This window comes from Streptomyces sp. VNUA24 (assembly GCF_029167005.1).
GTDB lineage: Bacteria > Actinomycetota > Actinomycetes > Streptomycetales > Streptomycetaceae > Streptomyces > Streptomyces scabiei.
The window spans coordinates 3428155-3450491 of the sequence record NZ_CP119143.1 but is presented as its reverse complement, the minus strand read 5'-3'; the positions used below and the strand labels follow the sequence as shown (position 1 = coordinate 3450491).

The following is a 22337-nucleotide window of genomic DNA, read 5'->3' as shown; positions in this document are numbered from 1 at the left end:
CCGGGACCGACTAGGCGCCCAGCACCCGGCGCAAGTAGTCGTTCTGGAAACGCCGTTCGGGGTCGAGCCGGTCGCGCAGCGCGGTGAACTCGCCGAACCGGGGGTAGACCTTGGCGAAGTAGTCCGTGTCGCGGGTGTGCACCTTGCCCCAGTGCGGCCGCCCCTCGTGCGCGGTGAAGATCCGCTCGGCGGCGGTGAAGTACGCCTGATAGGGCGTGCCCTTGAACATGTGGACGGCGACGTAGGCACTCTCCCGGCCGGAGGCGGTGGAGAGCGTGATGTCGTCGGCCGGAGCCGTGCGCACCTCGACGGGGAAGCTGACGCGCAGCTTCGAACGGTCGACCATCGCCTTGAGTTCACGCAGCGTGTCCACGAGGGCCTCGCGCGGCACGGCGAACTCCATCTCCACGAACCGCACCCGGCGCGGGGAGGTGAAGACCTTGTAGGGGATGTCGGTGTAGGTCCGCGCGGACAGGGCGCGGCTGGAGATCTGCGCGATCGTCGGGATGGTGGCGGGGACCGCCTGACCCACCCAGTTGGCCACCTGGAAGACGCCGTTGGAGAGGAACTCGTCCTCGAACCAGCTGTTCAGCTGGGGCACGGGCTTCTCGGGGCCCGCGCTGCGGTTGTTGCGCTTGGTGTTGGTGTTGCCGGTGTGCGGGAACCAGTAGAACTCGAAGTGCTCGTTCTCGGCGTGCAGTTCGTCGAACTCGGCCATGACCTTCTCGAACGGCATCGGTTCCTCGCGCGCCGTGAGCAGGAAGATCGGCTCCACGGCGAAGGTGATCGCGGTGACGATGCCGAGGGCGCCGATGCCGACACGGGCGGCGGCGAACACGTCGGGGTTCTCGGTGGGCGAGCAGGTGAGGACCGAGCCGTCCGCGGTGACCAGTTCGAGTCCCCGGATCTGGGCGGCGATCGAGGCCGAGTCCCGGCCCGTGCCGTGCGTTCCGGTGCTCGTCGCGCCGGAGACCGTCTGCTCCATGATGTCGCCCATGTTCGTGAGCGACAGCCCTTCGCGCGCGAGGGCCATGTTGAGCCGCTTGAGCGGGGTGCCGGCGGCGACCGTGACGGTCATGGCCTCACGGTCGATCTTCCGTATGCCCGTCAGCAGTTGGGGACGGATCAGCACGCCGTCGGTCGCGGCGGCGGCCGTGAACGAGTGGCCCGTGCCGACGGCCTTCACCCGCAGGTCGTCCTCGGCGGCCCGCCGTACGGCCGCGGCGAGTTCCTCGACCGTGGCGGGAGTGACCTCCCGCACGGGCCGGGCGGTGACGTTCCCCGCCCAGTTACGCCACGTGCCGCTCTTGCCGATCACGGTGGTGCTCATGGGGCCCTCCCCGCCTAGGAGCCGGCCTGCGCAGCCGGCGGTACCCGAGGAAACCCACCGCGACCGCGACGGCTCCGGACGCCGCCGGAACCACGTACCCCGCCCGCGCCCCGGCGGCGTCGATCACCCAGCCGGAGACCGAGGAACCGAGCGCCACCCCGACCGCGAGCCCGGTGCCCACCCAGGTCATGCCCTCGGTCAGTTGCGTGCGTGGTACGTGCTCCTCGATCAGGGACATCGTCGTGATCATCGTGGGTGCGATGGACAGTCCGGCGACGAAGAGCGCCACGGCCAGGAACGGCAAGTTTCCGACCAGTAGGAGGGGGATCATACTCACGGCCATGGCGCACACGCCCAGCAGCCACCGTCGTTCCGCCGCCCCGGCGAAGCGCAGCAGCCCGAAGACGATGCCCGCGGCGCAGGAACCGGCCGCGTACACGGCCAGGACGACGCTCGCGGCGGCCTTGTGGCCCCGCTCCTCGGCGAAGGCCACGGTCACCACGTCGACGGCTCCGAAGATCGCTCCGGTGGCCACGAAGGTGGCCACCAGGACCTGCAGTCCGGGCGAGCGCAGCGCCGAACGGCCCTTGTCGTGCCGCCCGCGCGGATGCGGCGCCGGTTCGGTCGCCCGCTGGGCGGTGAGCCAGAAGACGCCGGCCGCGAGGAAGCAGGCCGCCAGCAGCGGACCCGCCTCCGGGAACCACACGGTGGACAGCCCGATGGAGATGATCGGCCCGAAGATGAAGCAGACCTCGTCGACGACCGACTCGAAGGAGTACGCCGTGTGCAGTTGCGGGGTGTCCCGGTACAGGGCCGCCCAGCGCGCCCGGGTCATCGCGCCGAGGCTCGGCACACAGCCGATGCCGGCCGAGCAGACGTACAGCACCCAGTCCGGCCAGGAGTGGTGCGCGGCGAACAGCAGCGCGGCCGACGCGGTCAGCGCGACCAGGGTCGCCGGGCGCAGCACCCGCCGCTGTCCGTACTGGTCCACCAGCCGCGAGATCTGCGGGCCGAGCACGGCGGCGGACAGCGCGATCGTCGCCGACAGCGCGCCCGCCAGGCCGTACCGTCCGGTGAGCTGGGAGATCATCGTGACCACGCCGATGCCCATCATGGACAGCGGCATCCGCCCGAGAAGACCCGCGGCGGTGAAGCTCTTGGTGCCGGGGGCGGCGAACAGGGCGGTGTAGGGGCTGGGCACGGGGTCTCCGGTCGGTCCGGTAGGCGGAGGAGAGGCGTCCGCGTAAGGCGTGACCGCGGCCGATACAGCTTACGGGTGAGGTCACCCTAAGTCATCCTCGGGTATGGGCCGGGATCCCGGCCGTCGGCGCCGGGTGGCAGGATCGACGCCATGCCACACGCGCACGACGCCACCCCCTACGACGCCCTGCTCCTGCTCTCGTTCGGCGGCCCGGAGGGCCCGGACGACGTGGTCCCGTTCCTGGAGAACGTGACACGGGGGCGCGGCATCCCCAAGGAACGCCTCAAGGAAGTCGGACAGCACTACTTCCTGTTCGGCGGGGTCAGCCCGATCAACGACCAGAACCGCGCCCTGCTCGACGCCCTCCGCAAGGACTTCGCCGAGCACGGGCTGGACCTGCCGGTCTACTGGGGCAACCGCAACTGGGCGCCCTATCTGACCGACACGCTGCGTGAGATGACCGCCGACGGCCGCCGCCGCGTGCTGGTCCTGACCACCAGCGCGTACGCCTCGTACTCGGGCTGCCGCCAGTACCGCGAGAACCTCGCCGACTCGCTCGCCGCGCTGGAGGCCGAGGGCCTGGAGCCGCCGAGGATCGACAAGATCCGGCACTACTTCAACCACCCGGGCTTCCTGGAGCCCGTGATCGACGGCGTCCTGCGGTCGCTCGCCGACCTTCCCGAGGACGTGCGCGACGGCGCGCACCTCGCCTTCTGCACGCACTCCATCCCGAACGCCTCGGCGGACACCTCCGGCCCGGCCGAGGACCACGGGGACGGCGGTGCCTACGTCGCCGAGCACCTGGACGTCGCGCGGCTCGTCGTCGACGCCGTGCGCGAGCGGACCGGCGTGGAGCACCCCTGGCAGCTCGTCTACCAGTCCCGCTCCGGCGCCCCGCACATCCCGTGGCTGGAGCCCGACATCTGCGACCACCTGGAGGAGCGGCACGCGTCCGGGGTCCCGGCCGTCGTGATGGCACCCATCGGGTTCGTCTCGGACCACATGGAGGTCCTGTACGACCTCGACACCGAGGCCATGGCCAAGGGCCGGGAACTGGGGCTGCCGGTCCGCCGCTCCGCCACGGTGGGCGCCGACCCGCGCTTCGCCGCCGCGATCCGGGACCTGGTCCTGGAGCGGGCGGCGGTCGAACGCGGCGAGGACGCGGTCACCCCGTGCGCCCTCGGTGCGCTCGGCGCGAGCCACAACCTGTGCCCGGTCGGCTGCTGCCCGGCCCGCGCCCCCAGGCCCGCAGCCGCGGGCGCCGACAGCCCGTACGCGTGAGGAGCACCGTGACCGACCAGCCAGAGCACCCCGAGGGCCTGCGGGCCGACCTGCTGGAGACCGCCCTGGAGGCGGCCCGCCGCGCGGGGACCTTCCTGCGCGACGGCCGCCCCGCCGACCTGGGGGTCGCCGCCACCAAGTCCAGCGCGGTCGACGTCGTCACCGAGATGGACATCGCCTCCGAGAAGCTGATCACCGGCCTGCTGGCCGAGCGCAGGCCGCACGACGGCGTGCTCGGCGAGGAGGGCGCCAGCGTGGAGGGCACCAGCGGTGTCCAATGGGTGATCGACCCCCTCGACGGCACCGTCAACTACCTCTACGGGCTGCCGAGTTGGGCGGTGTCCATCGCTGTCCGGGTGAACGGCGAGACGGTCGTGGGCGTGGTCCACGCCCCGGAGCGCGGCGAGACCTTCCGGGCCGTCCTCGGCGAGGGCGCGTACCTGAACGACCGTCCCGCACGCGTGCGCCCCGCCCCGGAGATGGGGCTGGCCCTGGTCGGCACCGGCTTCGGCTACCGCGCCGAACGGCGGGCCCGGCAGGCCGACGTGCTGCGCGAGCTGATCCCGTACGTGCGGGACATCCGGCGCGGCGGCTCGGCCGCCATCGACCTGTGCGACGTGGCCGTGGGCCGCCTGGACGCCTACTACGAGCGGGGCCTCAACCCCTGGGACTACGCGGCGGGCGACCTCATCGCCCGGGAGGCGGGCGCCCTGACCGGTGGCCGCCCCTCGGAGCCCCTCTCGCCCGAGCTGACCGTCGCAGCCCCGCCCGGCCTCTTCGAGGTCCTCCAGACCCGCCTGGAGGACCTCGGCGCCTGGCACGACTGAGCGGGGCACGACTGAGCGGACGCGCGAAAAAAAGCGGCGGGCCCCCGGCCTGGATCTGGCGGGGGCCCGCCGTGGTGCGTGCGGGCTGGGGCGGTGGGCCGGGAGAACCGGACGACCAGGGCCTGTGGCCCTAGGCGCCGACCTCCACGCCGTGGTCGGCGGCGAGGCGGCGCAGGTCGTCGAGCTCGCCCTGCTCCACCTCGGCGAGGAAGTCGTCGCCCTCGTCGCGAGCCCTGGTCAGGTCGGACTCGGTCGTCCTTATGCGCTGCAGAAGTCCTGCGGTGAAAGCGTCCATGCTGCGCCCCCTCGTCCTGGGTCGTGGGTCGATGGCACGGGGGTGTGCCGTTCGGAAGGGGCGATCACGTCTCCTGTGGATGCCCAGCGCCACCCGGGCCGGGCGGCGACGGTGCCGGACACCCACGCCCGCTCCTGCGGAAAAGCGGATTGCCGCGTACCGCATGGTGGTGCGGCACAAGCGGAGCGTGATCGCGGGGTGTAAAGCCGTCCTCCCCCCGGTCTCCCGGACGGAAACCTCGGCCGGACGAAAAAATCCCGCGTGCGGCGCCCCGCGCCCGCGGCCTTCCCGCCGAAGGGCCGCCTTACAGCCGACTTACGGCTGAAAAAGGCAGGATGGAGGTCCACACACCCACGCACACCCCGCCCGTGCGCGCCCTCGGCGCGCTACGCGGGTGGACACAGGAAGGACAAGCGACGTGCGCGTACTCGTCGTCGAGGACGAGCAGCTGCTCGCCGATGCGGTGGCCACCGGACTGCGCCGGGAGGCCATGGCCGTCGACGTCGTGTACGACGGTGCGGCCGCCCTGGAACGCATCGGCGTCAACGACTACGACGTGGTCGTCCTCGACCGCGACCTCCCCCTCGTCCACGGCGACGACGTCTGCCGCAAGCTCGTCGAGCTGGGCCTGCCCACGCGCGTGCTGATGCTGACCGCGTCCGGTGACGTCAGCGACCGCGTCGAGGGCCTGGAGATCGGCGCCGACGACTATCTGCCCAAGCCGTTCGCCTTCAGCGAGCTGATCGCCCGCGTACGGGCCCTCGGCCGGCGGACGAGCGTGCCGCTGCCGCCGGTCCTGGAGCGGGCCGGGATCAAACTGGACCCCAACCGCCGCGAGGTCTTCCGCGACGGCAAGGAGGTCCAGTTGGCGCCGAAGGAGTTCGCGGTGCTGGAGGTGCTGATGCGCAGCGAGGGAGCGGTCGTCTCGGCGGAGCAGCTCCTGGAGAAGGCCTGGGACGAGAACACCGACCCGTTCACCAACGTCGTACGGGTGACCGTCATGACGCTGCGCCGCAAGCTGGGCGAGCCCCCGGTCATCGTCACCGTGCCCGGCTCCGGCTACCGGATCTGATCCGCCGTGGCCCCCGCCCCCGCGCCGCCCCAGGCGCCCCCGAAGCCCACCTGGGACCCCCGGCGGGCGCAGAACCCGCTGCCCTGGCTGCGCCCGACCATCCGGATACGGCTCACGCTGCTGTACGGCGGCATGTTCCTGATCGCCGGGATCCTGCTGCTGTCGATCATCTATCTGCTGGCCGCCCAGGCCGTGAGCACCGGCAACACCCCGGTGTTCAAGATCGAGGGCGGCGACAACATCAGCGTCTCCAGCGCCCTGTGTCCCACGGTCGACGCCAACACGGCCCCGACCAACCTCAAGCTCGGCGAATTCAACGCGGCGATCTCTGCCTGCATCGACGACCATCGGCAGAAGGCCCTGGACACCCTGCTCAGCCGCTCCCTGCTGGCCCTGCTCGGGCTCGCGGTGATCGCGTTCGCGTTCGGGTACGCGATGGCGGGCCGGGTGCTCGCGCCGCTCGGCCGGATCACCCGCACCGCGCGTGCGGTGGCCGGCTCGGACCTGTCCCGCCGGATCGAGCTGGACGGTCCGGACGACGAGCTGAAGGAGCTGGCGGACACCTTCGACGAGATGCTGGAGCGGCTCCAGCGGGCCTTCACGGCCCAGCAGCGGTTCGTCGGCAACGCCTCGCACGAACTGCGCACCCCGCTCGCGATCAACCGCACGCTCCTCGAGGTGCATCTCTCCGATCCGGGCGCCCCGGCCGAGCTGCAGCAGCTGGGCAAGACACTGCTGGCCACCAACGAGCGCAGTGAGCAGCTCGTCGAGGGTCTGCTGCTGCTGGCCCGCAGCGACAACCAGATCGTCGAGCGCAAGCCCGTGGACCTCGCCGAGGTGGCCTCCCGGGCCATCGACCAGGTGCGCTCCGAGGCGGACGCCAAGAAGGTGGAGATCCGTGGCGAGTGGGCCCCCGCGGTCGTCCAGGGCAACGGCGTCCTGCTGGAGCGGATCGCCCTGAACCTCGTCCAGAACGCCGTCCGGTACAACGTGCCGGGGCCGGGCGGCTGGGTCGAGGTGACCACGGAGCTGCAGCACGGTCAGGCGGTCCTGGTGGTCACGAACACCGGGCCCGTGGTCCCGGCGTACGAGATCGACAATCTTTTCGAGCCGTTCCGGCGGCTGCGGACGGAGCGCACGGGCAGTGACAAGGGCGTGGGCCTCGGCCTGTCGATCGTCCGGTCCGTGGCCCGCGCGCACGGCGGCCATATCGCCGCCCGGCCACGTGAGGGAGGCGGACTCGTGATGCGCGTGACCCTGCCCGTCTGAGAAAATGACCCCGGTTTCCAGGACGTGTTCGCTTTGCGCGGAATTTCCGGGGTACCTGATCGAATCGGTCGTGCACGACCGATGTGTGATCGATCACATGGGCGAATTTCCAGCCATCTACCGAGCGTGATCATGTGACCTCCGGAAAGCCGGGATAATCCGGGTTTTCAGGGGTTGAGATCACGGGAAGTACATGCTGAAGCGCCTTTGATATGCAGCCTCAGGACCGTGTACGGTCCCGTTCGCCATCCAAGCCGATCACTCTTGAGGAGTCCGGTTGGGTGTCGATTGAGTAACAGACCTTGATGTGAGGCAAAATCTCCGCCTCAGGTCGGGCACAAGTCCGGCCTCTCACGCGTTACGTGCGCTGGAGACACCGCAGACACCCAGAGGGGGAGAGCGACATGGCAACGGATTACGACACCCCACGCAAGACCGACGACGACGTCGACTCGGACAGTTTGGAAGAGCTCAAGGCTCGCCGGAACGACAAGTCGACTTCCGCCGTGGATGTAGACGAGTTCGAGGCCGCGGAGGGCCTGGAACTGCCCGGGGCCGACCTCTCGAACGAGGAGCTGGCCGTCCGGGTGCTGCCCAAGCAGCAGGACGAGTTCACCTGCATGAGCTGCTTCCTGGTGCACCACCGCAGCCAGCTGGCCCGCGAGAAGAACGGTCAGCCGATCTGCCGCGACTGCGACTGAGGCAGGGTCGGCCGTGACCGGCTCGACCCCTCCTTGGAAGCGCCGCTCCCGCAAGGGGGCGGACCCGGGGCCCCACGGCGGCTCCGACGGCGTGCGTGACGACGAGCGAGGCTCCTCCGACCAGGGAGCGGCCTCGCTCGAACGTGCGTCCGACATGGCGTCGGGGGGCGCCACGGATGAGCAGGGGCGCCTGCCCGTACCGGTGGAGGCTCCGGCGCCGGTCGCCGGCCGGCGCGCGGCCGTCGTCCGCGCGGGACTGAAAGAGGGCCTGAAGGTCGGGGCCCGCAAGAGCGGTGACCGGGCCCGAGCGGGGCTCGCGTACATCACCGACCGGATCATCGAGATCGCCCCGCGGATTCCCGTACGCGACCTCGCGGCCCTGCGTGCCCAGTTCCCGGGGCTGGGGCCCGAGCAGATCGCCGACAAGCTCGTCGCGGGGGCCGCCTACGCGACCTCCACGGTGGGCGCGGGCGTCGGGGCCGCCGCGATGCTGCCCGCACCGCCCGCCATGCCCGCGGAGCTGGCCGCCGAGATCACCGGGGTCGCCGCGATCGAGCTGAAGCTCATCGCGGAACTCCACGAGGTGTACGGGGCGCGGCCCCCGGGGAACCTGCGGCAGCGCAGCACCGCCTACCTGAACTCCTGGTCCTCGGAACGCGGCATCGACGTGACCAGACCCTCCACGGTCAACTCCGCGCTCGGCGGACAGATGAAACGGCAGCTGCGGCAGCAGATCATGAAGCGGATGGTGCGCGACCTGCCGAACCTGATGCCGTTCCTGGTCGGCGCGGCGGTCGGGGCGGTCATGAACCACCGGGACACCAGACGCCTCGCGGAGCGCATCCGCAAGGACCTGCGGCGCACCCAGGTGCCGTGGGAGGCGCTGCCGGAACTCCCGCCGCTGGAGAAGCCCGCCGACCCCCTGACGGTGGGGGAGCTGCCGAAGGAACTCGGCGGCGGCTGAGCCTCCGGCGGTAAGAGTTCGGCGAGAAAACGCCCCCGCAGGGGCCCGCGGCGCGCTACGCCGGAGTCCTCGCCGCCTCCAGGGCGGCCACCAGGCGCTCCGGTTCGCGCGTCGACAGGTACACGTACGGCGTCGGGTCGGCCGGGTCGGTGACCGGGACGCGCACGGCGGTGGGAACGTATGCGCGCAGGAGCATGAACGCGTGGGGGTTGGCCTTGTACGTGCGCCAGGCCTGGGCCTCCTCGCGGTCCAGGATCTCCGGCTCGCCCAGGGCGCTCACCGGGATCTTCGCCTCGCCCGCGATCAGGGAACCCCCGACGACACGGATGCGGACCGAGCCGTAGGAGCTGGCGACGACCGCCGCGACCGCCGTGCCGCCGGCCAGCCCGCCCAGGAGGGGGAGGGTGCCGAAGGGCAGCAGGATGAGGGCCATCGAGACGCCGACCAGGAAGCACACGAGCCACCAGGAGCGGGGCGCGGTGAGGCGTTCTTCGTACGGCGGGGCGGGGGGCTGCATGGCGTCTAGCTTGGCACGGGCGCCCTCGGGCCCGGGACGAGGGGCGGGCGAGGGGAAACCCTGCCCGTAGGGACGGTGGCCGGACGCTGACGGGCGGGTAAGGTCTGCGCCTGTGAGAGGTACTTCCGCGGCCCTGCGACCCCCGGCGGACGCCCAGGCGCCCGTACGGCATCCCGAGGCGCCCGCCCCCGGTGAGTCGCTCGGCGCGCACTACGGGCAGTGTTTCGGCTGTGGCGGCGAGCAGCCCCACGGGCTGCACCTGGAGGCGACGGCCGGTGAGGGCGTCACCCTCACCGCCGAGTTCACGGTGCGGCCCGCGCACCAGGGGGCGCCCGGCCTCGCGCACGGCGGGGTCCTGGCCAGCGCCCTGGACGAGACCCTCGGCTCCCTCACCTGGCTGCTGCGCACCATCGCGGTGACCGGGCGGCTGGAGACGGACTTCCTGCGGCCCGTCCCCGTCGGCACCGTGCTGCATCTGCGGGCCGAGGCGACGGCGGTGGCGGGACGCAAGATCTTCGCGACGGCGGAAGGGCGCATCGGCGGTCCCGACGGCCCCCTGGCCGTCCGCGCCGACGCGCTGTTCGTCGAGGTGAAGGTCGACCACTTCATCGACCACGGGCGCAACGAGGAGATCCAGGCGGCCATGAACGACCCGGACCAGGTCCGGCGGGCCCGCGCCTTCGAGGTGAACCCGTGAGCGACGGCCGTACCCCCGTGGACGTCCTGATCCGGCGCGTCGACCCCGATGTGCCGCTGCCGGACTACGCGCGGCCCGGTGACGCGGGAGCCGATCTGCGCACCACGCAGAGCCGGGAGCTGAAGCCCGGCGAACGGGCCGTCCTGCCCACGGGAGTTTCCATCGCACTCCCGGAGGGGTACGCGGCCTTCGTACACCCACGGTCCGGCCTCGCCGCCCGCTGCGGCGTCGCCCTGGTGAATGCCCCGGGGACGGTTGATGCCGGGTACCGTGGGGAGATCAAGGTGATCGTGGTGAATCTCGACCCGCACGAAGCCGTGCGGTTCGAGCGCTTCGACCGGATTGCCCAACTGGTCGTCCAGCAGGTCGAGAAGGTGCGCTTCCAGGAGGTGGCGGAGCTTCCCGACTCGGCGCGGGCCGAGGGGGGCTTCGGGTCCACCGGCGGTCATGCCGCCGTGGGCGGCACAACAAGCGGCACAACGGGTGGGAATCGATACGCTTCGGTCGTATCCGACCGGGAAGGACAGTGACGTGTTCGGACGTCGCAAGAAGAAGGGTTCCGCCGAGGACGCGGCGGACGCGGCGAGCGAGGCCGAGCAGGTCGACGGCGTCGCTGGGGACGCCGACACCGAGGCGGACGAGGTCGGCCGGGAGCGCGTGCGGCTCGAACCGGAGCCCCGCCCCGACGGGCCGTGGGACAGCACCGAGGTGCGCGAGCCCGGCGAGGGCCGGGTGGACCTCGGCGGCATCTTCGTGCCCGGAGTCGACGGCATGGAGCTGCGGGTCGAGGTCGCGGGCGACGCGATCGTCGCGGCGACCGTCGTGCTGCGCGACAGCGCGGTCCAGCTGCAGGCCTTCGCCGCACCCAAGCGCGAGGGCATCTGGGGCGAGGTCCGCGAGGAGATCGCCTCCGGCATCACCCAGCAGGGCGGTGTCATCGACGAGGTCGAGGGTCCGCTCGGCTGGGAGCTGCGCGCCCAGGTGCCGGTCCAGCTGCCGGACGGCACCGGCGGCTTCCAGGTCGTCCGGTTCGTCGGTGTGGACGGGCCCCGCTGGTTCCTGCGCGGTGTCATCTCCGGCCGGGGCGCGGTGGAGCCGCAGACCGCCGGGCTGCTGGAGCAGATCTTCCGCGACACGGTCGTCGTCCGCGGTGAGGGCCCCATGGCCCCGCGCGACCCGATCGTCCTGAAGCTCCCGAACGACGCGCAGATGGTCCCCGAGGGCGTCCAGCAGGACGAGCAGGCGGGCTCCCGCTTCTCCGGGGGCATGGGGCAGCTGCAGCGCGGACCCGAGATCACCGAGGTGCGCTGAGCGTCCACCGCTCGGCGAGACCGCCACGAGCCGACCGCCACGAGCCGACCGCCACGAGCTGTGGAGGGGCCGTACTCCCTTGTGGAGTACGGCCCCTTCGTCGTGCGCGCGGCCGTCCGCCGGGGGCGCGTCAGGGTTGCGTCAAAGAGCGGCTCCGGCGCGTCTCCCGTCCCCTTTGCCGTGATTATTGGCCGTAGGGTCGACGCTGCGTAGGCGGCGGTCACGGGAAGACAATGAGGACATGGGACGCGGAAAGCTCCGGATCTACCTCGGCGCGGCACCGGGCGTCGGCAAGACGTACGCGATGCTGTCCGAGGCGCACCGCCGGATCGAACGCGGCACCGACTGCGTGGTGGCCGTCGTGGAGCACCACGGCCGGCCGCGCACCGAGGTGATGCTGCACGGTCTCGAACAGATCCCGCGCCGGGAGCTGGCGCACCGGGACGCGGTCTTCACCGAGATGGACGTGGACGCCGTCCTCGCCCGGCGGCCGCGCGTCGCCCTGGTGGACGAGCTGGCCCACACCAACGTGCCCGGCTCCCGCAACGAGCGGCGCTGGCAGGACGTCCAGGAACTGCTCGCGGCCGGCATCGACGTCGTGTCGACCGTCAACATCCAGCACCTGGAGTCCCTCGGCGACGTCGTCGAGTCGATAACGGGTGTACGGCAGCGCGAGACCGTGCCCGACGAGGTGGTTCGGCGGGCCGACCAGATAGAGCTGGTCGACATGTCCCCGCAGGCCCTGCGGCGGCGGATGGCGCACGGCAACGTCTACCAGCCCGACAAGGTCGACGCGGCCCTGTCGAACTACTTCCGCCCCGGGAACCTGACCGCGCTGCGGGAGCTCGCGCTGCTGTGGGTGGCGGACCGGGTCGACGAGTACCTGAACGCCTACCGCAGCGAGCACCAGGTCTCGCGGATCTGGGGATCGCGCGAGCGGATCGTGGTCGGACTGACGGGGGGCCGCGAGGGGCGGACCCTGATCCGGCGGGCCGCCCGGCTCGCCGAGAAGGGCGCCGGCGGCGAGGTCATGGCCGTCTACATCGCCCGCAGCGACGGGCTGACCTCCGCCTCGCCGAAGGAACTCGCCGCCCAGCGCACCCTCGTCGAGGACCTCGGCGGCACCTTCCACCACGTGGTCGGCGACGACATCCCCGCGGCGCTGCTGGCCTTCGCGCGCGGGGGCAACGCCACCCAGATCGTGCTCGGCGTCTCCCGCCGCAAGAGCTGGCAGTACGTGTTCGGACCGGGCGTCGGCGCGACCGTCGCCCGGAACTCCGGACCCGACCTCGACGTCCACCTCATCACCCATGACGAGGCGGGCAAGGGCCGCGGGCTGCCCGTCGCCCGGGGCGCGCGGCTCGGCCGGGTCCGGATGATCTGGGGCTGGCTGGTGGGGACGGCCGGACCGCTGCTGCTCGCGCTGGTGCTGGTCGCTTCCTCGACCGACCTGGGGCTCGCCAACGACATGCTGCTCTTCCTGTCGCTGACGGTCGCCGCCGCCCTGCTGGGCGGACTGCTGCCCGCCCTCGCCGCCGCCGTGCTGGGGTCGCTGCTGCTCAACTGGTTCTTCACGCCTCCCGTCCACACCCTGACCGTCGACGACCCCACGAACATCGTCGCCATCGTGGTCTTCATAGGGGTCGCGGTGGCGGTGGCGTCCGTGGTGGACCTCGCGGCCCGGCGCACCCACCAGGCGGCCCGGCTGCGCGCCGAGTCGGAGATCCTGTCGTTCCTCGCGGGCAGCGTGCTGCGCGGCGAGACCAGCCTGGAGGCGCTCCTCGAAAGGGTCCGGGAGACCTTCGGCATGGAGTCGGTGGCCCTGCTGGAGCGCGGGAGCGACGTGGAGCCGTGGACCTGCGCGGGCAGCGTGGGACCCCGGCGGGTGGACCGCCCGGAGGCCGCGGACGTGGACATGCCGGTCGGCGACCACATGGCGCTCGCCCTCTCCGGGCGCGTCCTGCCCGCCGAGGACCGCCGGGTGCTGGCCGCGTTCGCCGCGCAGGCCGCCGTCGTCCTGGACCGGCGGCGCCTGCAGCAGGAGGCGGGCCGGGCCAGGGAACTCGCCGAGGGCAATCGCATCCGCACCGCGCTCCTCGCCGCCGTCAGCCATGACCTGCGCACCCCGCTGGCCGGGATCAAGGCCGCCGTCTCGTCCCTGCGCTCCGACGACGTGGCCTGGTCGCCGGAGGACGAGGCGGAACTGCTCGCGGGCATCGAGGAGGGCGCCGACCGGCTCGACCACCTCGTGGGCAACCTCCTCGACATGTCCCGCCTGCAGACCGGCACCGTCAGCACGCTGATCCGCGAGATCGACCTCGACGAGGTGGTTCCGATGGCCCTGGGCGGGGTGCCCGAGGGCAGCGTCGGGCTGGAGATCCCCGAGAGCCTGCCCATGGTCGCCGTCGACCCCGGGCTGCTGGAGCGGGCCGTCGCCAACATCGTCGAGAACGCCGTCAAGTACAGCCCGCCCGGTACGCCCGCCCAGGTCTCCGCCAGCGCCCTCGGCGGCCGCGTCGAGGTCCGGGTCACCGACCGGGGCCCCGGCGTCCCCGACGAGGCCAAGGAGCGCATCTTCGCCCCCTTCCAGCGCCACGGGGACGCTCCGCGCGGGACCGGCGTGGGACTGGGCCTGGCGGTCGCCCGCGGCTTCGCCGAGGCCATGGGCGGCACGCTGGACGCCGAGGACACGCCGGGCGGGGGACTGACCATGGTCCTCACGGTGCGGGCCGTGCGGAAGGGCCCCGGGCCCGATACACCCCCGCCGTCGGGCACCGGCCCGGCCGTGGACACGTCTACGTGGACAGACGCCGTCCCGTCGGGGGGCACGGCCGCCGACGCGTTCGGCACAGCCGCATCGGCAGAGAGGCGGGGCATATGACCCGGGTGCTCGTGGTCGACGACGAGCCGCAGATCGTGCGGGCCCTCGTGATCAACCTCAAGGCACGCGCGTACGAGGTGGACGCGGCCCACGACGGCGCGACCGCCCTCGCACTCGCCGCCGCGCGCCACCCCGACGTCGTGATCCTCGACCTCGGGCTGCCCGACATGGACGGCGTCGAGGTGATCGACGGACTGCGCGGCTGGACCCGGGTGCCGATCATCGTGCTCTCCGCCCGCCACACCTCCGACGAGAAGGTCGAGGCCCTGGACGCCGGGGCCGACGACTACGTCACCAAGCCCTTCGGCATGGACGAACTGCTCGCCCGGCTGCGCGCCGCCGTCCGGCGCGCCGAGCCCGTCGGGGGCGAGGAGGGCGACGTGATCGTGGAGACCGGCGACTTCACCGTGGACCTGGCCGCGAAGAAGGTGAACCGGGACGGCAGGGACGTCCGGCTGACCCCCACCGAGTGGCACCTCCTGGAGGTACTGGTCCGCAACACCGGGCGCCTGGTCGGCCAGAAGCAGCTGCTCCAGGAGGTCTGGGGGCCGTCGTACGGGACGGAGACCAACTATCTCCGGGTCTACATGGCCCAGCTGAGGCGCAAGCTGGAGGGCGATCCGTCGCGGCCGAGGCACTTCATCACCGAGGCGGGGATGGGGTACCGCTTCGAGAAGTAGCCGGGGGTACGGCTTCGTCGGCGGGCCCCGGTACGCTTTTGTCATGAGTGCTGTTCCTCGTTCCGAGAAGCCGGCGGGCCGGTTCCGGCGCATGCTCGACCGGCTCTCCTCGTCCCAGACGGACCTGGAGTCGGAGGAGCTGCGCGAGGACGCGGACACCGCGGGCTGCACCCGCATCTGTGACTGCCACGACCGACAGATCGTGACGGTTACTGGTACCTTGCGCACGGTCACGCTGCGCCCCCGGGCCGGTGTCCCCGCCCTGGAGGCCGAGCTGTTCGACGGATCCGCCGCGCTGGACGTGGTGTGGCTGGGCAGGCGCTCCATCGTCGGGATAGAGCCGGGGCGCAAGCTGATCGCATCCGGCCGGGTCTCGATGAGCCGGGGCCGCAGGGTGCTGTTCAACCCGAAGTACGAACTCAGACCCCTCGGACGGGAGTAGCCGGTGACGTCGCTCGACAAGCCGACGGAAGACGCCCAGCACGGCGTCCAGGACGCACAGAGCGGACAGGACGGCTCACAGGACTCCAGGGCGGTGACGGAGGCCGCGCTGTTCGAGGCGTTCGGTGGCGTGCGCGGCATGGTCGAGACCGTGCTCCCCGGCCTGCTCTTCGTCTCCATCTTCACGATCAACAAGAACCTGCACTTCGCGGCCCTCGCCGCCCTCGCCGTCTCGGTCCTGCTGGTCGTGGTGCGGCTCGTCATGAAGGACACCGTCAAGCACGCCTTCAGCGGTGTCTTCGGGGTCGCCTTCGGCGTGGTCTTCGCGATGATGACCGGCAACGCCAAGGACTTCTATCTGCCGGGCATGCTGTACACGCTGGGCCTCGGCCTCGCGTACATCGTCACCACGCTGGCCGGGGTGCCGCTGATCGGACTGATGCTCGGCCCGGTCTTCAAGGAGAACCTGTCCTGGCGGACACGGAACCCGGGCCGCAAGAAGGCGTACGCCAAGGCGAGTTACGCGTGGGGGGCGATCCTGCTCGCCAAGTGCGCGATCCTCTTCCCGCTGTACTGGTGGGCCGACACCACCCAGCTGGGCTGGGTGCTCATCGCCCTGAAGATCCCGCCGTTCCTGCTCGCGGTGTGGCTGACCTGGGTCTTCCTCGCGAAGGCGCCGGCGCCCATCGACGTGTTCGCCGAGATGGAGGCGGAGGAGCGGGCGGCGGAGGAGCGGAAGGCCGCTGCACGGGCGGGCGAGTAGACATCCGGCGGTGGTGCGGGCCTCGCGGGGGCCGCGCCCCCGGACCCCTGCGAGCGCGGGGACCGAAGGCGACGAAGACTTGGGGGCGCCCGGAAATCTCCGGGCGCCCCCAAGCTCGTACCGGAACCCGCTAGCTCGTCGCGTCCTCGCGGCGCACCGACAGCAGGTCCTCCAGCTGCTCCTCACGGGCCTGGGCGGCCACGAACAGCAGTTCGTCGCCTGCCTCCAGGGAGTCGTCCGCGGTGGGGGTGAGGACCCGGGTGCCCCGGATGATCGTGACCAGGGAGGTGTCCTCCGGCCACTCGACCTCGCCCACCTGCGTGCCGGCCAGGGCCGACTCGGGCGGCAGGGTCAGCTCGACCAGGTTCGCGTCGCCGTGGCTGAAGCGCAGCAGCCGGACCAGGTCACCGACACTGACCGCCTCCTCGACCAGGGCCGACATCAGACGCGGGGTCGACACGGCCACGTCCACGCCCCAGGACTCGTTGAACAGCCACTCGTTCTTGGGGTTGTTGACGCGGGCGACGACCCGCGGGACGCCGTACTCCGTCTTCGCCAGCAGCGAGACGACCAGGTTGACCTTGTCGTCGCCGGTCGCGGCGATGACGACGTTGCAGCGCTGGAGCGCCGCCTCGTCCAGGGACGTGATCTCGCAGGCGTCGGCCAGCAGCCACTCCGCCTGGGGGACGCGCTCGACCGAGATCGCGGTCGGCGCCTTGTCGACGAGAAGGACCTCGTGGCCGTTCTCCAGCAGCTCGCCCGCGATCGAACGGCCGACCGCTCCGGCTCCGGCGATGGCGACCCTCATCAGTGACCGCCCTCCTCGTCGGGGCCCTCGGCGAAGGACGCCTCGACCTTCTCCACGTCGTCCGTCCGCATCATCACGTGCACGAGGTCGCCCTCCTGCAGCACCGTCTGGGAGGTCGGCAGAACCGCCTCGCCCAGGCGGGTGAGGAAGGCGACGCGGACGCCGGTCTCCTCCTGCATCTTGCTGATCTTGTGGCCCACCCAGGCCGACGAGGCGTGCACCTCGGCGAGTTGGACACCGCCGGTGGGGTCGCGCCACAGGGGCTCGGCGCCGGACGGCAGCAGCCGGCGGAGCATCTGGTCGGCGGTCCAGCGGACCGTGGCGACCGTCGGGATGCCCAGGCGCTGGTAGACCTCGGCGCGACGGGGGTCGTAGATCCGTGCCGCCACGTTCTCGATGCCGAACATCTCGCGGGCGACGCGGGCGGCGATGATGTTCGAGTTGTCGCCGCTGGAGACGGCGGCGAACGCGCCCGCCTCCTCGATGCCCGCCTCGCGCAGGGTGTCGCGGTCGAAGCCGACCCCGGTGACGCGCCGGCCGCCGAAACCGGAGCCCAGACGACGGAAGGCCGTGGGGTCCTGGTCGATCACGGCGACCGTGTGCCCCTGTTGCTCCAGGGTCTGGGCGAGGGTGGAACCCACTCGCCCGCAGCCCATGATGACGATGTGCACGACCGTCCTTCCGGTGTCAATAGCTACTGTTCAGCCGAAACGTCGAAAACAGGGTCTCAGACCGTCGCCCAAGCTACACACGTGCGGTCCACCGGGGGCACCCCCGTGCAGACTCCGGTCACATCGTGGGACGACGCCGGCTGATCCGGCGGACGCTGATCCCCGTCAGGACGCCGAGCCCGAGTAGGGAGGCGAGAGCGCCGATCAGCTCCGCGGTCGCGGCCTGCATGAGGTCTCCAGGGAGTAGAGGGGGCGAGAACGTCACGGGTTCCGTCGGACGCCCGGTCCACACACGGCAGTACAGGGGACGGACGGGATGCGTCATACAGACGTGAGGACGTCGTCCATGAGACCGGAGGATGCGTGACGTGACGCACTTCGCAGCCGTCGGGGGACGGATTTCACCCCGGGGCCCGCCGGGATTTCACCCGGATGTGCCCAGAACCAGCCGGGGCGCTTACGATCCTCTGCGTGTCCAAACTGACCGACGTGCCCAAACGGATCCTGATCGGGCGGGCCCTGCGCAGCGACCGGCTGGGCGAAACGCTCCTGCCGAAGCGCATCGCACTCCCCGTCTTCGCCTCCGACCCGCTCTCGTCCGTGGCGTACGCACCCGGAGAGGTGCTGCTGGTCCTGTCCATCGCGGGCGTGTCGGCCTACCACTTCAGCCCCTGGATCGCGGTCGCGGTCGTCGTGCTGATGTTCACCGTCGTGGCGTCCTACCGGCAGAACGTGCACGCGTACCCGAGCGGCGGCGGCGACTACGAGGTGGCGAACACCAACCTCGGCCCCAAGGCCGGCCTCACCGTCGCCAGCGCGCTCCTCGTCGACTACGTCCTCACCGTCGCCGTGTCGATCTCCTCGGGCGTGGAGAACCTCGGTTCGGCCATCCCCTTCTTCGTCGAGCACAAGGTGCTGTGCGCGATCGGCATCATCGTGCTGCTCACGCTGATGAACCTGCGCGGGGTGAAGGAGTCCGGGAAGCTCTTCGCGATCCCGACCTACGTGTTCGTCGTCGGTGTCTTCCTGATGATCGCCTGGGGCGCGTTCCGCGGGCTCGTCCTCGACGAGACCATGCGGGCGCCGACCGCCGACCTGGCGATCAAGCCCGAGCACCAGGGCCTCGCCGGCTTCGCGCTCGTCTTCCTGCTGCTGCGCGCGTTCTCCTCCGGCTGTGCCGCCCTCACCGGGGTCGAGGCCATCTCCAACGGCGTCCCCGCCTTCCGCAAGCCCAAGTCGAGGAACGCGGCCACCACGCTCGCCGCGATGGGCCTGCTCGCCGTCACCATGTTCTGCGGCATCATCGGCCTCGCCATGGCCACCAAGGTGAGGATGGCGGAGAACCCGGCGAAGGACCTGTTCCGCGACGGCACCCCGGTCGGCGACTCGTATGTGCAGAACCCGGTGATCTCCCAGGTCGCCGCCGCGGTCTTCGGGGACGGCACGTTCCTCTTCGTGGTGCTCGCCGCCGCCACCGCCCTGGTGCTGTTCCTGGCCGCCAACACCGCCTACAACGGCTTCCCGCTGCTCGGTTCGATCCTCGCCCAGGACCGCTACCTCCCGCGTCAGCTGCACACCCGCGGCGACCGCCTCGCCTTCTCCAACGGCATCGTGCTCCTCGCGGGCGCGGCCGTGCTCCTGGTGTGGATCTACGGCGCCGACTCCACGCGCCTGATCCAGCTGTACATCGTCGGGGTGTTCGTCTCCTTCACGCTCAGCCAGACCGGCATGGTCCGGCACTGGAACCGCCATCTGCGCACCGAGAAGGACCCGGCCAAGCGGCGCCACATGGTCCGCTCCCGCGCGATCAACACCTTCGGCGCCTTCTTCACCGGGCTGGTCCTGATCGTCGTCCTCGGCACCAAGTTCACGCACGGCGCCTGGGTGGCCCTGCTCGGCATGGTGATCTTCTACGCGACGATGACGGCCATCCGTAAGCACTACGACCGGGTCGCCGCGGAGATCGCCGCACCGGACGGGCCGAGCGACGACGTCGTCCGGCCGTCGCGGGTCCACTCCGTGGTGCTGATCTCCCGGATCCACCGCCCCACCCTGCGCGCCCTCGCCTACGCCAAGCTGATGCGCTCGCACACGCTGGAGGCGCTCAGCGTCAACGTCGACCCGGCGGAGACCAAGGCGCTCCAGGAGGAGTGGACGCGGCGCGGCATCGACGTTCCGCTGAAGGTCCTCGACTCCCCGTACCGCGAGGTCACGCGGCCGGTCATCGAGTACGTCAAGGGGCTGCGCAAGGAGTCGCCGCGGGACGCGGTGTCGGTGATCATCCCGGAGTACGTGGTCGGTCACTGGTACGAGCACCTGCTGCACAACCAGAGCGCGCTCCGGCTCAAGGGCCGGCTGCTGTTCACGCCGGGTGTCATGGTCACCTCCGTGCCCTATCAGCTGGAGTCCTCCGAGGTCGCCAAGCGGCGGGCGCGCAAGCGGCAGGAGTGGAGCGCGCCGGGTTCGGTCCGGCGCGGACCGGCGCACGAGCGGCCGAAGGAGTCCTCGGGCAAGGCGTCGGCCAAGGCGTCGAACAAGTCCTCGTCCTCGGGCGAGGGGCCGGGGGACAAGGGCTGACGCGCGCCCGGCCCGGCGTTCGTGGTCGGCGGCCGGACGGCACCCACGTAGACTGGTGGGTCGTTGTCCGGCCGTTGTCGCGTTCCCCATCTTCTGGAGTCACCCCACCATGCAGGCAGAACCGAAGAAATCGCTGGTGGGAGAGGAGTACGAGGTCGAGGTCGGCCCCGTCGCCCACGGTGGCCACTGCATCGCCCGGACGTCCGAGGGCCAGGTCCTCTTCGTACGGCACACGCTGCCCGGCGAGCGGGTCGTGGCGCGAGTGACCGAGGGCGAGGAGGGCGCCCGCTTCCTGCGGGCGGACGCGGTCTCGGTCCTCACGGCCTCCAAGGACCGCGTCGAGGCCCCCTGCCCCTACGCCGGCCCCGGCCGCTGCGGCGGCTGCGACTGGCAGCACGCCAAGCCGGGCGCCCAGCGGCGCTTCAAGGGCGAGGTCATCGCCGAGCAGCTGCAGCGGCTCGCGGGCCTCACGCCGGAGGAGGCGGGCTGGGACGGCACGGTCATGCCGGCCGAGGGCGACAAGGTCCCGGCGGGCGAGGTACCGGCGTGGCGCACGCGCGTGCAGTACGCGGTGGACGCCGACGGCCGCGCCGGACTGCGCAGGCACCGCTCGCACGAGGTCGAGCCGATCGACCACTGCATGATCGCCGCGCCGGGCGTCTCCGAGCTGGGCATCGAGAAGCGCGACTGGGCGGGCATGGCCTCCGTCGACGCGATCGCCGCCACCGGGTCGCAGGACCGCCAGGTGATCCTCGAACCCCGGCCCGGTGCGCGGCTGCCCCTGGTGGAACTCGACAAGCCGGTGTCCGTGATGCGGGTCGAGGAGAAGGACGGGGGCGTGCACCGCGTGCACGGCCGCCCCTTCGTCCGCGAGCGCGCGGACGACCGGACGTACCGGGTCGGCAGCGGCGGCTTCTGGCAGGTCCACCCCAAGGCGGCGGACACCCTCGTCAAGGCCGTCATGCAGGGCCTGCTGCCGCGCAAGGGCGACATGGCGCTGGACCTCTACTGCGGGGTGGGCCTGTTCGCCGGCGCCCTCGCGGACCGCGTCGGCGACAAGGGTGCCGTCCTCGGTGTCGAGTCCGGCAAGCGCGCGGTCGAGGACGCGCGGCACAACCTCGCCGGCTTCGACCGGGTCCGCATCGAGCAGGGCAAGGTCGAGGCGGTGCTGCCGCGCACGGGCATCGAAGAGGTCGACCTCATCGTCCTGGACCCGCCCCGCGCCGGCGCGGGCCGGAAGACGGTCCAGCACCTGTCGTCCCTGAACGCCCGCCGCATCGCGTACGTGGCCTGCGACCCGGCGGCACTGGCGCGGGACCTCGGGTATTTCCGGGAGGGCGGGTACCGGGTGCGGATGCTGCGGGCGTTCGATCTGTTTCCGATGACGCATCATGTGGAGTGCGTGGCGATTCTTGAGCCCGCCACAAAGGGCCTTTGAGCTGCGACTTTCCTTCTGGCGAGGCGTCACCGTAGGGGCGGGGGCGGCGTGGGTACGACGGCATCCGCCGCTCCCCGCTGCGCTTCTGGCCCGCGAGTTGGTCGTCGCCGTGGTCGCGGCGGTGAGGGTGCCCGGCTCAGGGGATGGGGAGTGGCGAGGGCGGTTTGGTGACGGCGAAGGCGAACGTCGTCTTGATCGAGGACAGTGACGGGAGGGTCCGCAGCTCTCGCCGGACGAGGTCTTCGTACGCGGCGAACGAGTCGATGACGATCTTGACGAGGTAATCGTCGTCGCCGGCGAGCAGGTACGCCTCGACCACCTCGGGAATCGAGCGGATCTTCTCCTCGACGGCGTCGACGACCTCCGAGGTATGTGCGAGGAGCGTCATCCGCACGAAGGCGGTGATGGACAGCCCGAGCGCGTCCTGGGAGAGCATCGCCGCGTAGCGGCTGATCACGCCGCTGTCCTGCAGCGCCCGCACGCGCCGCAGGCACGGTGACGGGGAGAGGCCCACGCGATCCGCCAGCTCCTGATTGGTGAGTCTGCCGTCTCGCTGGAGTTCGAGGAGGATGTGCCGGTCGATGTCATCCAAGGTCATCATGTAGCAGATTCT

General features: G+C 71.4%; 22 protein-coding genes. 15 read left to right on the top strand and 7 right to left on the bottom strand.

Annotated elements, in window-relative coordinates; all coding sequences use genetic code 11:
• Nucleotides 1–10: 10 nt before the first annotated feature.
• A complete protein-coding gene (locus PYR72_RS14370; protein ID WP_275455728.1) occupies nt 11–1330 on the bottom strand; it encodes a D-arabinono-1,4-lactone oxidase in 1320 nt (439 codons plus the stop codon).
• Nucleotides 1290–2531 carry an MFS transporter gene (locus PYR72_RS14365; RefSeq protein WP_275455727.1) on the bottom strand — a complete coding sequence of 414 codons (1242 nt, stop codon included), beginning with the start codon at nt 2529–2531 and terminating at the stop codon, nt 1290–1292. The genes PYR72_RS14370 and PYR72_RS14365 overlap by 41 nt, the downstream gene beginning before the upstream one ends.
• A 150-nt stretch (nt 2532–2681) precedes the next feature.
• Between PYR72_RS14365 and PYR72_RS14360 the strand changes: the two genes are divergently transcribed.
• Together PYR72_RS14360 and PYR72_RS14355 are read left to right on the top strand one after the other, a co-directional pair.
• Nucleotides 2682–3812: a ferrochelatase gene (locus PYR72_RS14360; RefSeq protein WP_275455726.1), complete on the top strand. Its 1131-nt coding sequence runs from the start codon at nt 2682–2684 to the stop codon at nt 3810–3812.
• An 8-nt stretch (nt 3813–3820) separates the two neighbouring features.
• Entirely contained in the window at nt 3821–4639 is an 819-nt protein-coding gene (locus tag PYR72_RS14355; protein ID WP_275455725.1) for an inositol monophosphatase family protein, read from the top strand.
• Between the two features lie 130 nt (nt 4640–4769).
• On the opposite strand, the gene PYR72_RS14350 is transcribed toward PYR72_RS14355, so the two are convergent.
• The gene (locus tag PYR72_RS14350) at nt 4770–4934 is read right to left on the bottom strand and encodes a hypothetical protein (protein WP_005481595.1); all 165 of its coding nucleotides are present in this window, start codon (nt 4932–4934) and stop codon (nt 4770–4772) included.
• A 418-nt stretch (nt 4935–5352) separates the two neighbouring features.
• Between PYR72_RS14350 and PYR72_RS14345 the strand changes: the two genes are divergently transcribed.
• From PYR72_RS14345 to PYR72_RS14330, 4 genes are all read left to right on the top strand, one after another.
• Nucleotides 5353–6006: a response regulator transcription factor gene (locus PYR72_RS14345; RefSeq protein ID WP_009340866.1), complete on the top strand. Its 654-nt coding sequence runs from the start codon at nt 5353–5355 to the stop codon at nt 6004–6006.
• 6 nt (nt 6007–6012) lie between these two features.
• Nucleotides 6013–7275, top strand: a complete 1263-nt coding sequence (locus tag PYR72_RS14340; RefSeq protein ID WP_275455724.1) for a HAMP domain-containing sensor histidine kinase — start codon at nt 6013–6015, stop codon at nt 7273–7275.
• Between the two features lie 404 nt (nt 7276–7679).
• Entirely contained in the window at nt 7680–7976 is a 297-nt protein-coding gene (locus PYR72_RS14335; protein ID WP_005481602.1) for a DUF4193 domain-containing protein, read from the top strand.
• 13 nt (nt 7977–7989) lie between these two features.
• Complete coding sequence (locus PYR72_RS14330) at nt 7990–8940, top strand: hypothetical protein (RefSeq protein ID WP_275455723.1); 951 nt, start codon at nt 7990–7992, stop codon at nt 8938–8940.
• A gap of 55 nt (nt 8941–8995) precedes the next feature.
• Here PYR72_RS14330 and PYR72_RS14325 read toward each other — a convergent pair whose 3' ends face one another.
• Nucleotides 8996–9457, bottom strand: a complete 462-nt coding sequence (locus PYR72_RS14325) for a DUF3093 domain-containing protein (RefSeq protein WP_275455722.1) — start codon at nt 9455–9457, stop codon at nt 8996–8998.
• 112 nt (nt 9458–9569) lie between these two features.
• Between PYR72_RS14325 and PYR72_RS14320 the strand changes: the two genes are divergently transcribed.
• From PYR72_RS14320 to PYR72_RS14290, 7 genes are all read left to right on the top strand, one after another.
• On the top strand, nt 9570–10154 hold the full coding sequence (locus PYR72_RS14320; protein WP_275455721.1) for a PaaI family thioesterase: 585 nt from the start codon (nt 9570–9572) through the stop codon (nt 10152–10154).
• Nucleotides 10151–10684 carry a dUTP diphosphatase gene (gene dut, locus PYR72_RS14315; protein ID WP_275455720.1) on the top strand — a complete coding sequence of 178 codons (534 nt, stop codon included), beginning with the start codon at nt 10151–10153 and terminating at the stop codon, nt 10682–10684. The genes PYR72_RS14320 and dut overlap by 4 nt, the downstream gene beginning before the upstream one ends.
• Before the next feature lies 1 nt (nt 10685).
• Nucleotides 10686–11465: a DUF3710 domain-containing protein gene (locus PYR72_RS14310; RefSeq protein ID WP_013000212.1), complete on the top strand. Its 780-nt coding sequence runs from the start codon at nt 10686–10688 to the stop codon at nt 11463–11465.
• A 241-nt stretch (nt 11466–11706) separates the two neighbouring features.
• Nucleotides 11707–14346: a sensor histidine kinase KdpD gene (locus PYR72_RS14305; protein ID WP_275455719.1), complete on the top strand. Its 2640-nt coding sequence runs from the start codon at nt 11707–11709 to the stop codon at nt 14344–14346.
• Nucleotides 14343–15026 carry a response regulator gene (locus tag PYR72_RS14300; protein WP_275455718.1) on the top strand — a complete coding sequence of 228 codons (684 nt, stop codon included), beginning with the start codon at nt 14343–14345 and terminating at the stop codon, nt 15024–15026. The genes PYR72_RS14305 and PYR72_RS14300 overlap by 4 nt, the downstream gene beginning before the upstream one ends.
• Before the next feature lie 43 nt (nt 15027–15069).
• Nucleotides 15070–15468: an OB-fold nucleic acid binding domain-containing protein gene (locus PYR72_RS14295; RefSeq protein ID WP_005481623.1), complete on the top strand. Its 399-nt coding sequence runs from the start codon at nt 15070–15072 to the stop codon at nt 15466–15468.
• A gap of 3 nt (nt 15469–15471) precedes the next feature.
• Nucleotides 15472–16230, top strand: a complete 759-nt coding sequence (locus PYR72_RS14290) for a DUF3159 domain-containing protein (RefSeq protein WP_275455717.1) — start codon at nt 15472–15474, stop codon at nt 16228–16230.
• A 130-nt stretch (nt 16231–16360) separates the two neighbouring features.
• Here PYR72_RS14290 and PYR72_RS14285 read toward each other — a convergent pair whose 3' ends face one another.
• Together PYR72_RS14285 and PYR72_RS14280 are read right to left on the bottom strand one after the other, a co-directional pair.
• Nucleotides 16361–17038 (bottom strand): TrkA family potassium uptake protein, encoded by a 678-nt coding sequence (locus tag PYR72_RS14285; RefSeq protein ID WP_275455716.1) that lies wholly within the window; start codon nt 17036–17038, stop codon nt 16361–16363.
• Nucleotides 17038–17709 (bottom strand): TrkA family potassium uptake protein, encoded by a 672-nt coding sequence (locus PYR72_RS14280; RefSeq protein WP_013000206.1) that lies wholly within the window; start codon nt 17707–17709, stop codon nt 17038–17040. Before PYR72_RS14280 ends, PYR72_RS14285 begins: the two co-directional genes overlap by 1 nt.
• A 471-nt stretch (nt 17710–18180) precedes the next feature.
• Here PYR72_RS14280 and PYR72_RS14275 point away from each other — a divergent pair, with 471 nt between their 5' ends.
• On the top strand, nt 18181–20286 hold the full coding sequence (locus PYR72_RS14275) for an APC family permease (protein WP_275455715.1): 2106 nt from the start codon (nt 18181–18183) through the stop codon (nt 20284–20286).
• A gap of 109 nt (nt 20287–20395) precedes the next feature.
• Entirely contained in the window at nt 20396–21724 is a 1329-nt protein-coding gene (locus PYR72_RS14270) for a class I SAM-dependent RNA methyltransferase (RefSeq protein ID WP_275455714.1), read from the top strand.
• A 136-nt stretch (nt 21725–21860) separates the two neighbouring features.
• On the opposite strand, the gene PYR72_RS14265 is transcribed toward PYR72_RS14270, so the two are convergent.
• On the bottom strand, nt 21861–22325 hold the full coding sequence (locus tag PYR72_RS14265) for an Lrp/AsnC family transcriptional regulator (RefSeq protein ID WP_275455713.1): 465 nt from the start codon (nt 22323–22325) through the stop codon (nt 21861–21863).
• Between the last annotated feature and the right edge of the window lie 12 nt (nt 22326–22337).

Excerpts from the sequence above, each read along its gene's own strand:
- PYR72_RS14305 (WP_275455719.1), top strand. The coding sequence starts at position 11,707 with ATGGGACGCGGAAAGCTCCGGATCTACCTCGGCGCGGCACCGGGCGTC.
- PYR72_RS14350 (WP_005481595.1), bottom strand. The coding sequence starts at position 4,934 with ATGGACGCTTTCACCGCAGGACTTCTGCAGCGCATAAGGACGACCGAG.
- PYR72_RS14370 (WP_275455728.1), bottom strand. The coding sequence starts at position 1,330 with ATGAGCACCACCGTGATCGGCAAGAGCGGCACGTGGCGTAACTGGGCG.
- PYR72_RS14285 (WP_275455716.1), bottom strand. The coding sequence starts at position 17,038 with ATGAGGGTCGCCATCGCCGGAGCCGGAGCGGTCGGCCGTTCGATCGCG.
- PYR72_RS14265 (WP_275455713.1), bottom strand. The coding sequence starts at position 22,325 with ATGATGACCTTGGATGACATCGACCGGCACATCCTCCTCGAACTCCAG.
- PYR72_RS14325 (WP_275455722.1), bottom strand. The coding sequence starts at position 9,457 with ATGCAGCCCCCCGCCCCGCCGTACGAAGAACGCCTCACCGCGCCCCGC.
- PYR72_RS14360 (WP_275455726.1), top strand. The coding sequence starts at position 2,682 with ATGCCACACGCGCACGACGCCACCCCCTACGACGCCCTGCTCCTGCTC.
- PYR72_RS14300 (WP_275455718.1), top strand. The coding sequence starts at position 14,343 with ATGACCCGGGTGCTCGTGGTCGACGACGAGCCGCAGATCGTGCGGGCC.
- PYR72_RS14295 (WP_005481623.1), top strand. The coding sequence starts at position 15,070 with ATGAGTGCTGTTCCTCGTTCCGAGAAGCCGGCGGGCCGGTTCCGGCGC.
- PYR72_RS14270 (WP_275455714.1), top strand. The coding sequence starts at position 20,396 with ATGCAGGCAGAACCGAAGAAATCGCTGGTGGGAGAGGAGTACGAGGTC.
- PYR72_RS14335 (WP_005481602.1), top strand. The coding sequence starts at position 7,680 with ATGGCAACGGATTACGACACCCCACGCAAGACCGACGACGACGTCGAC.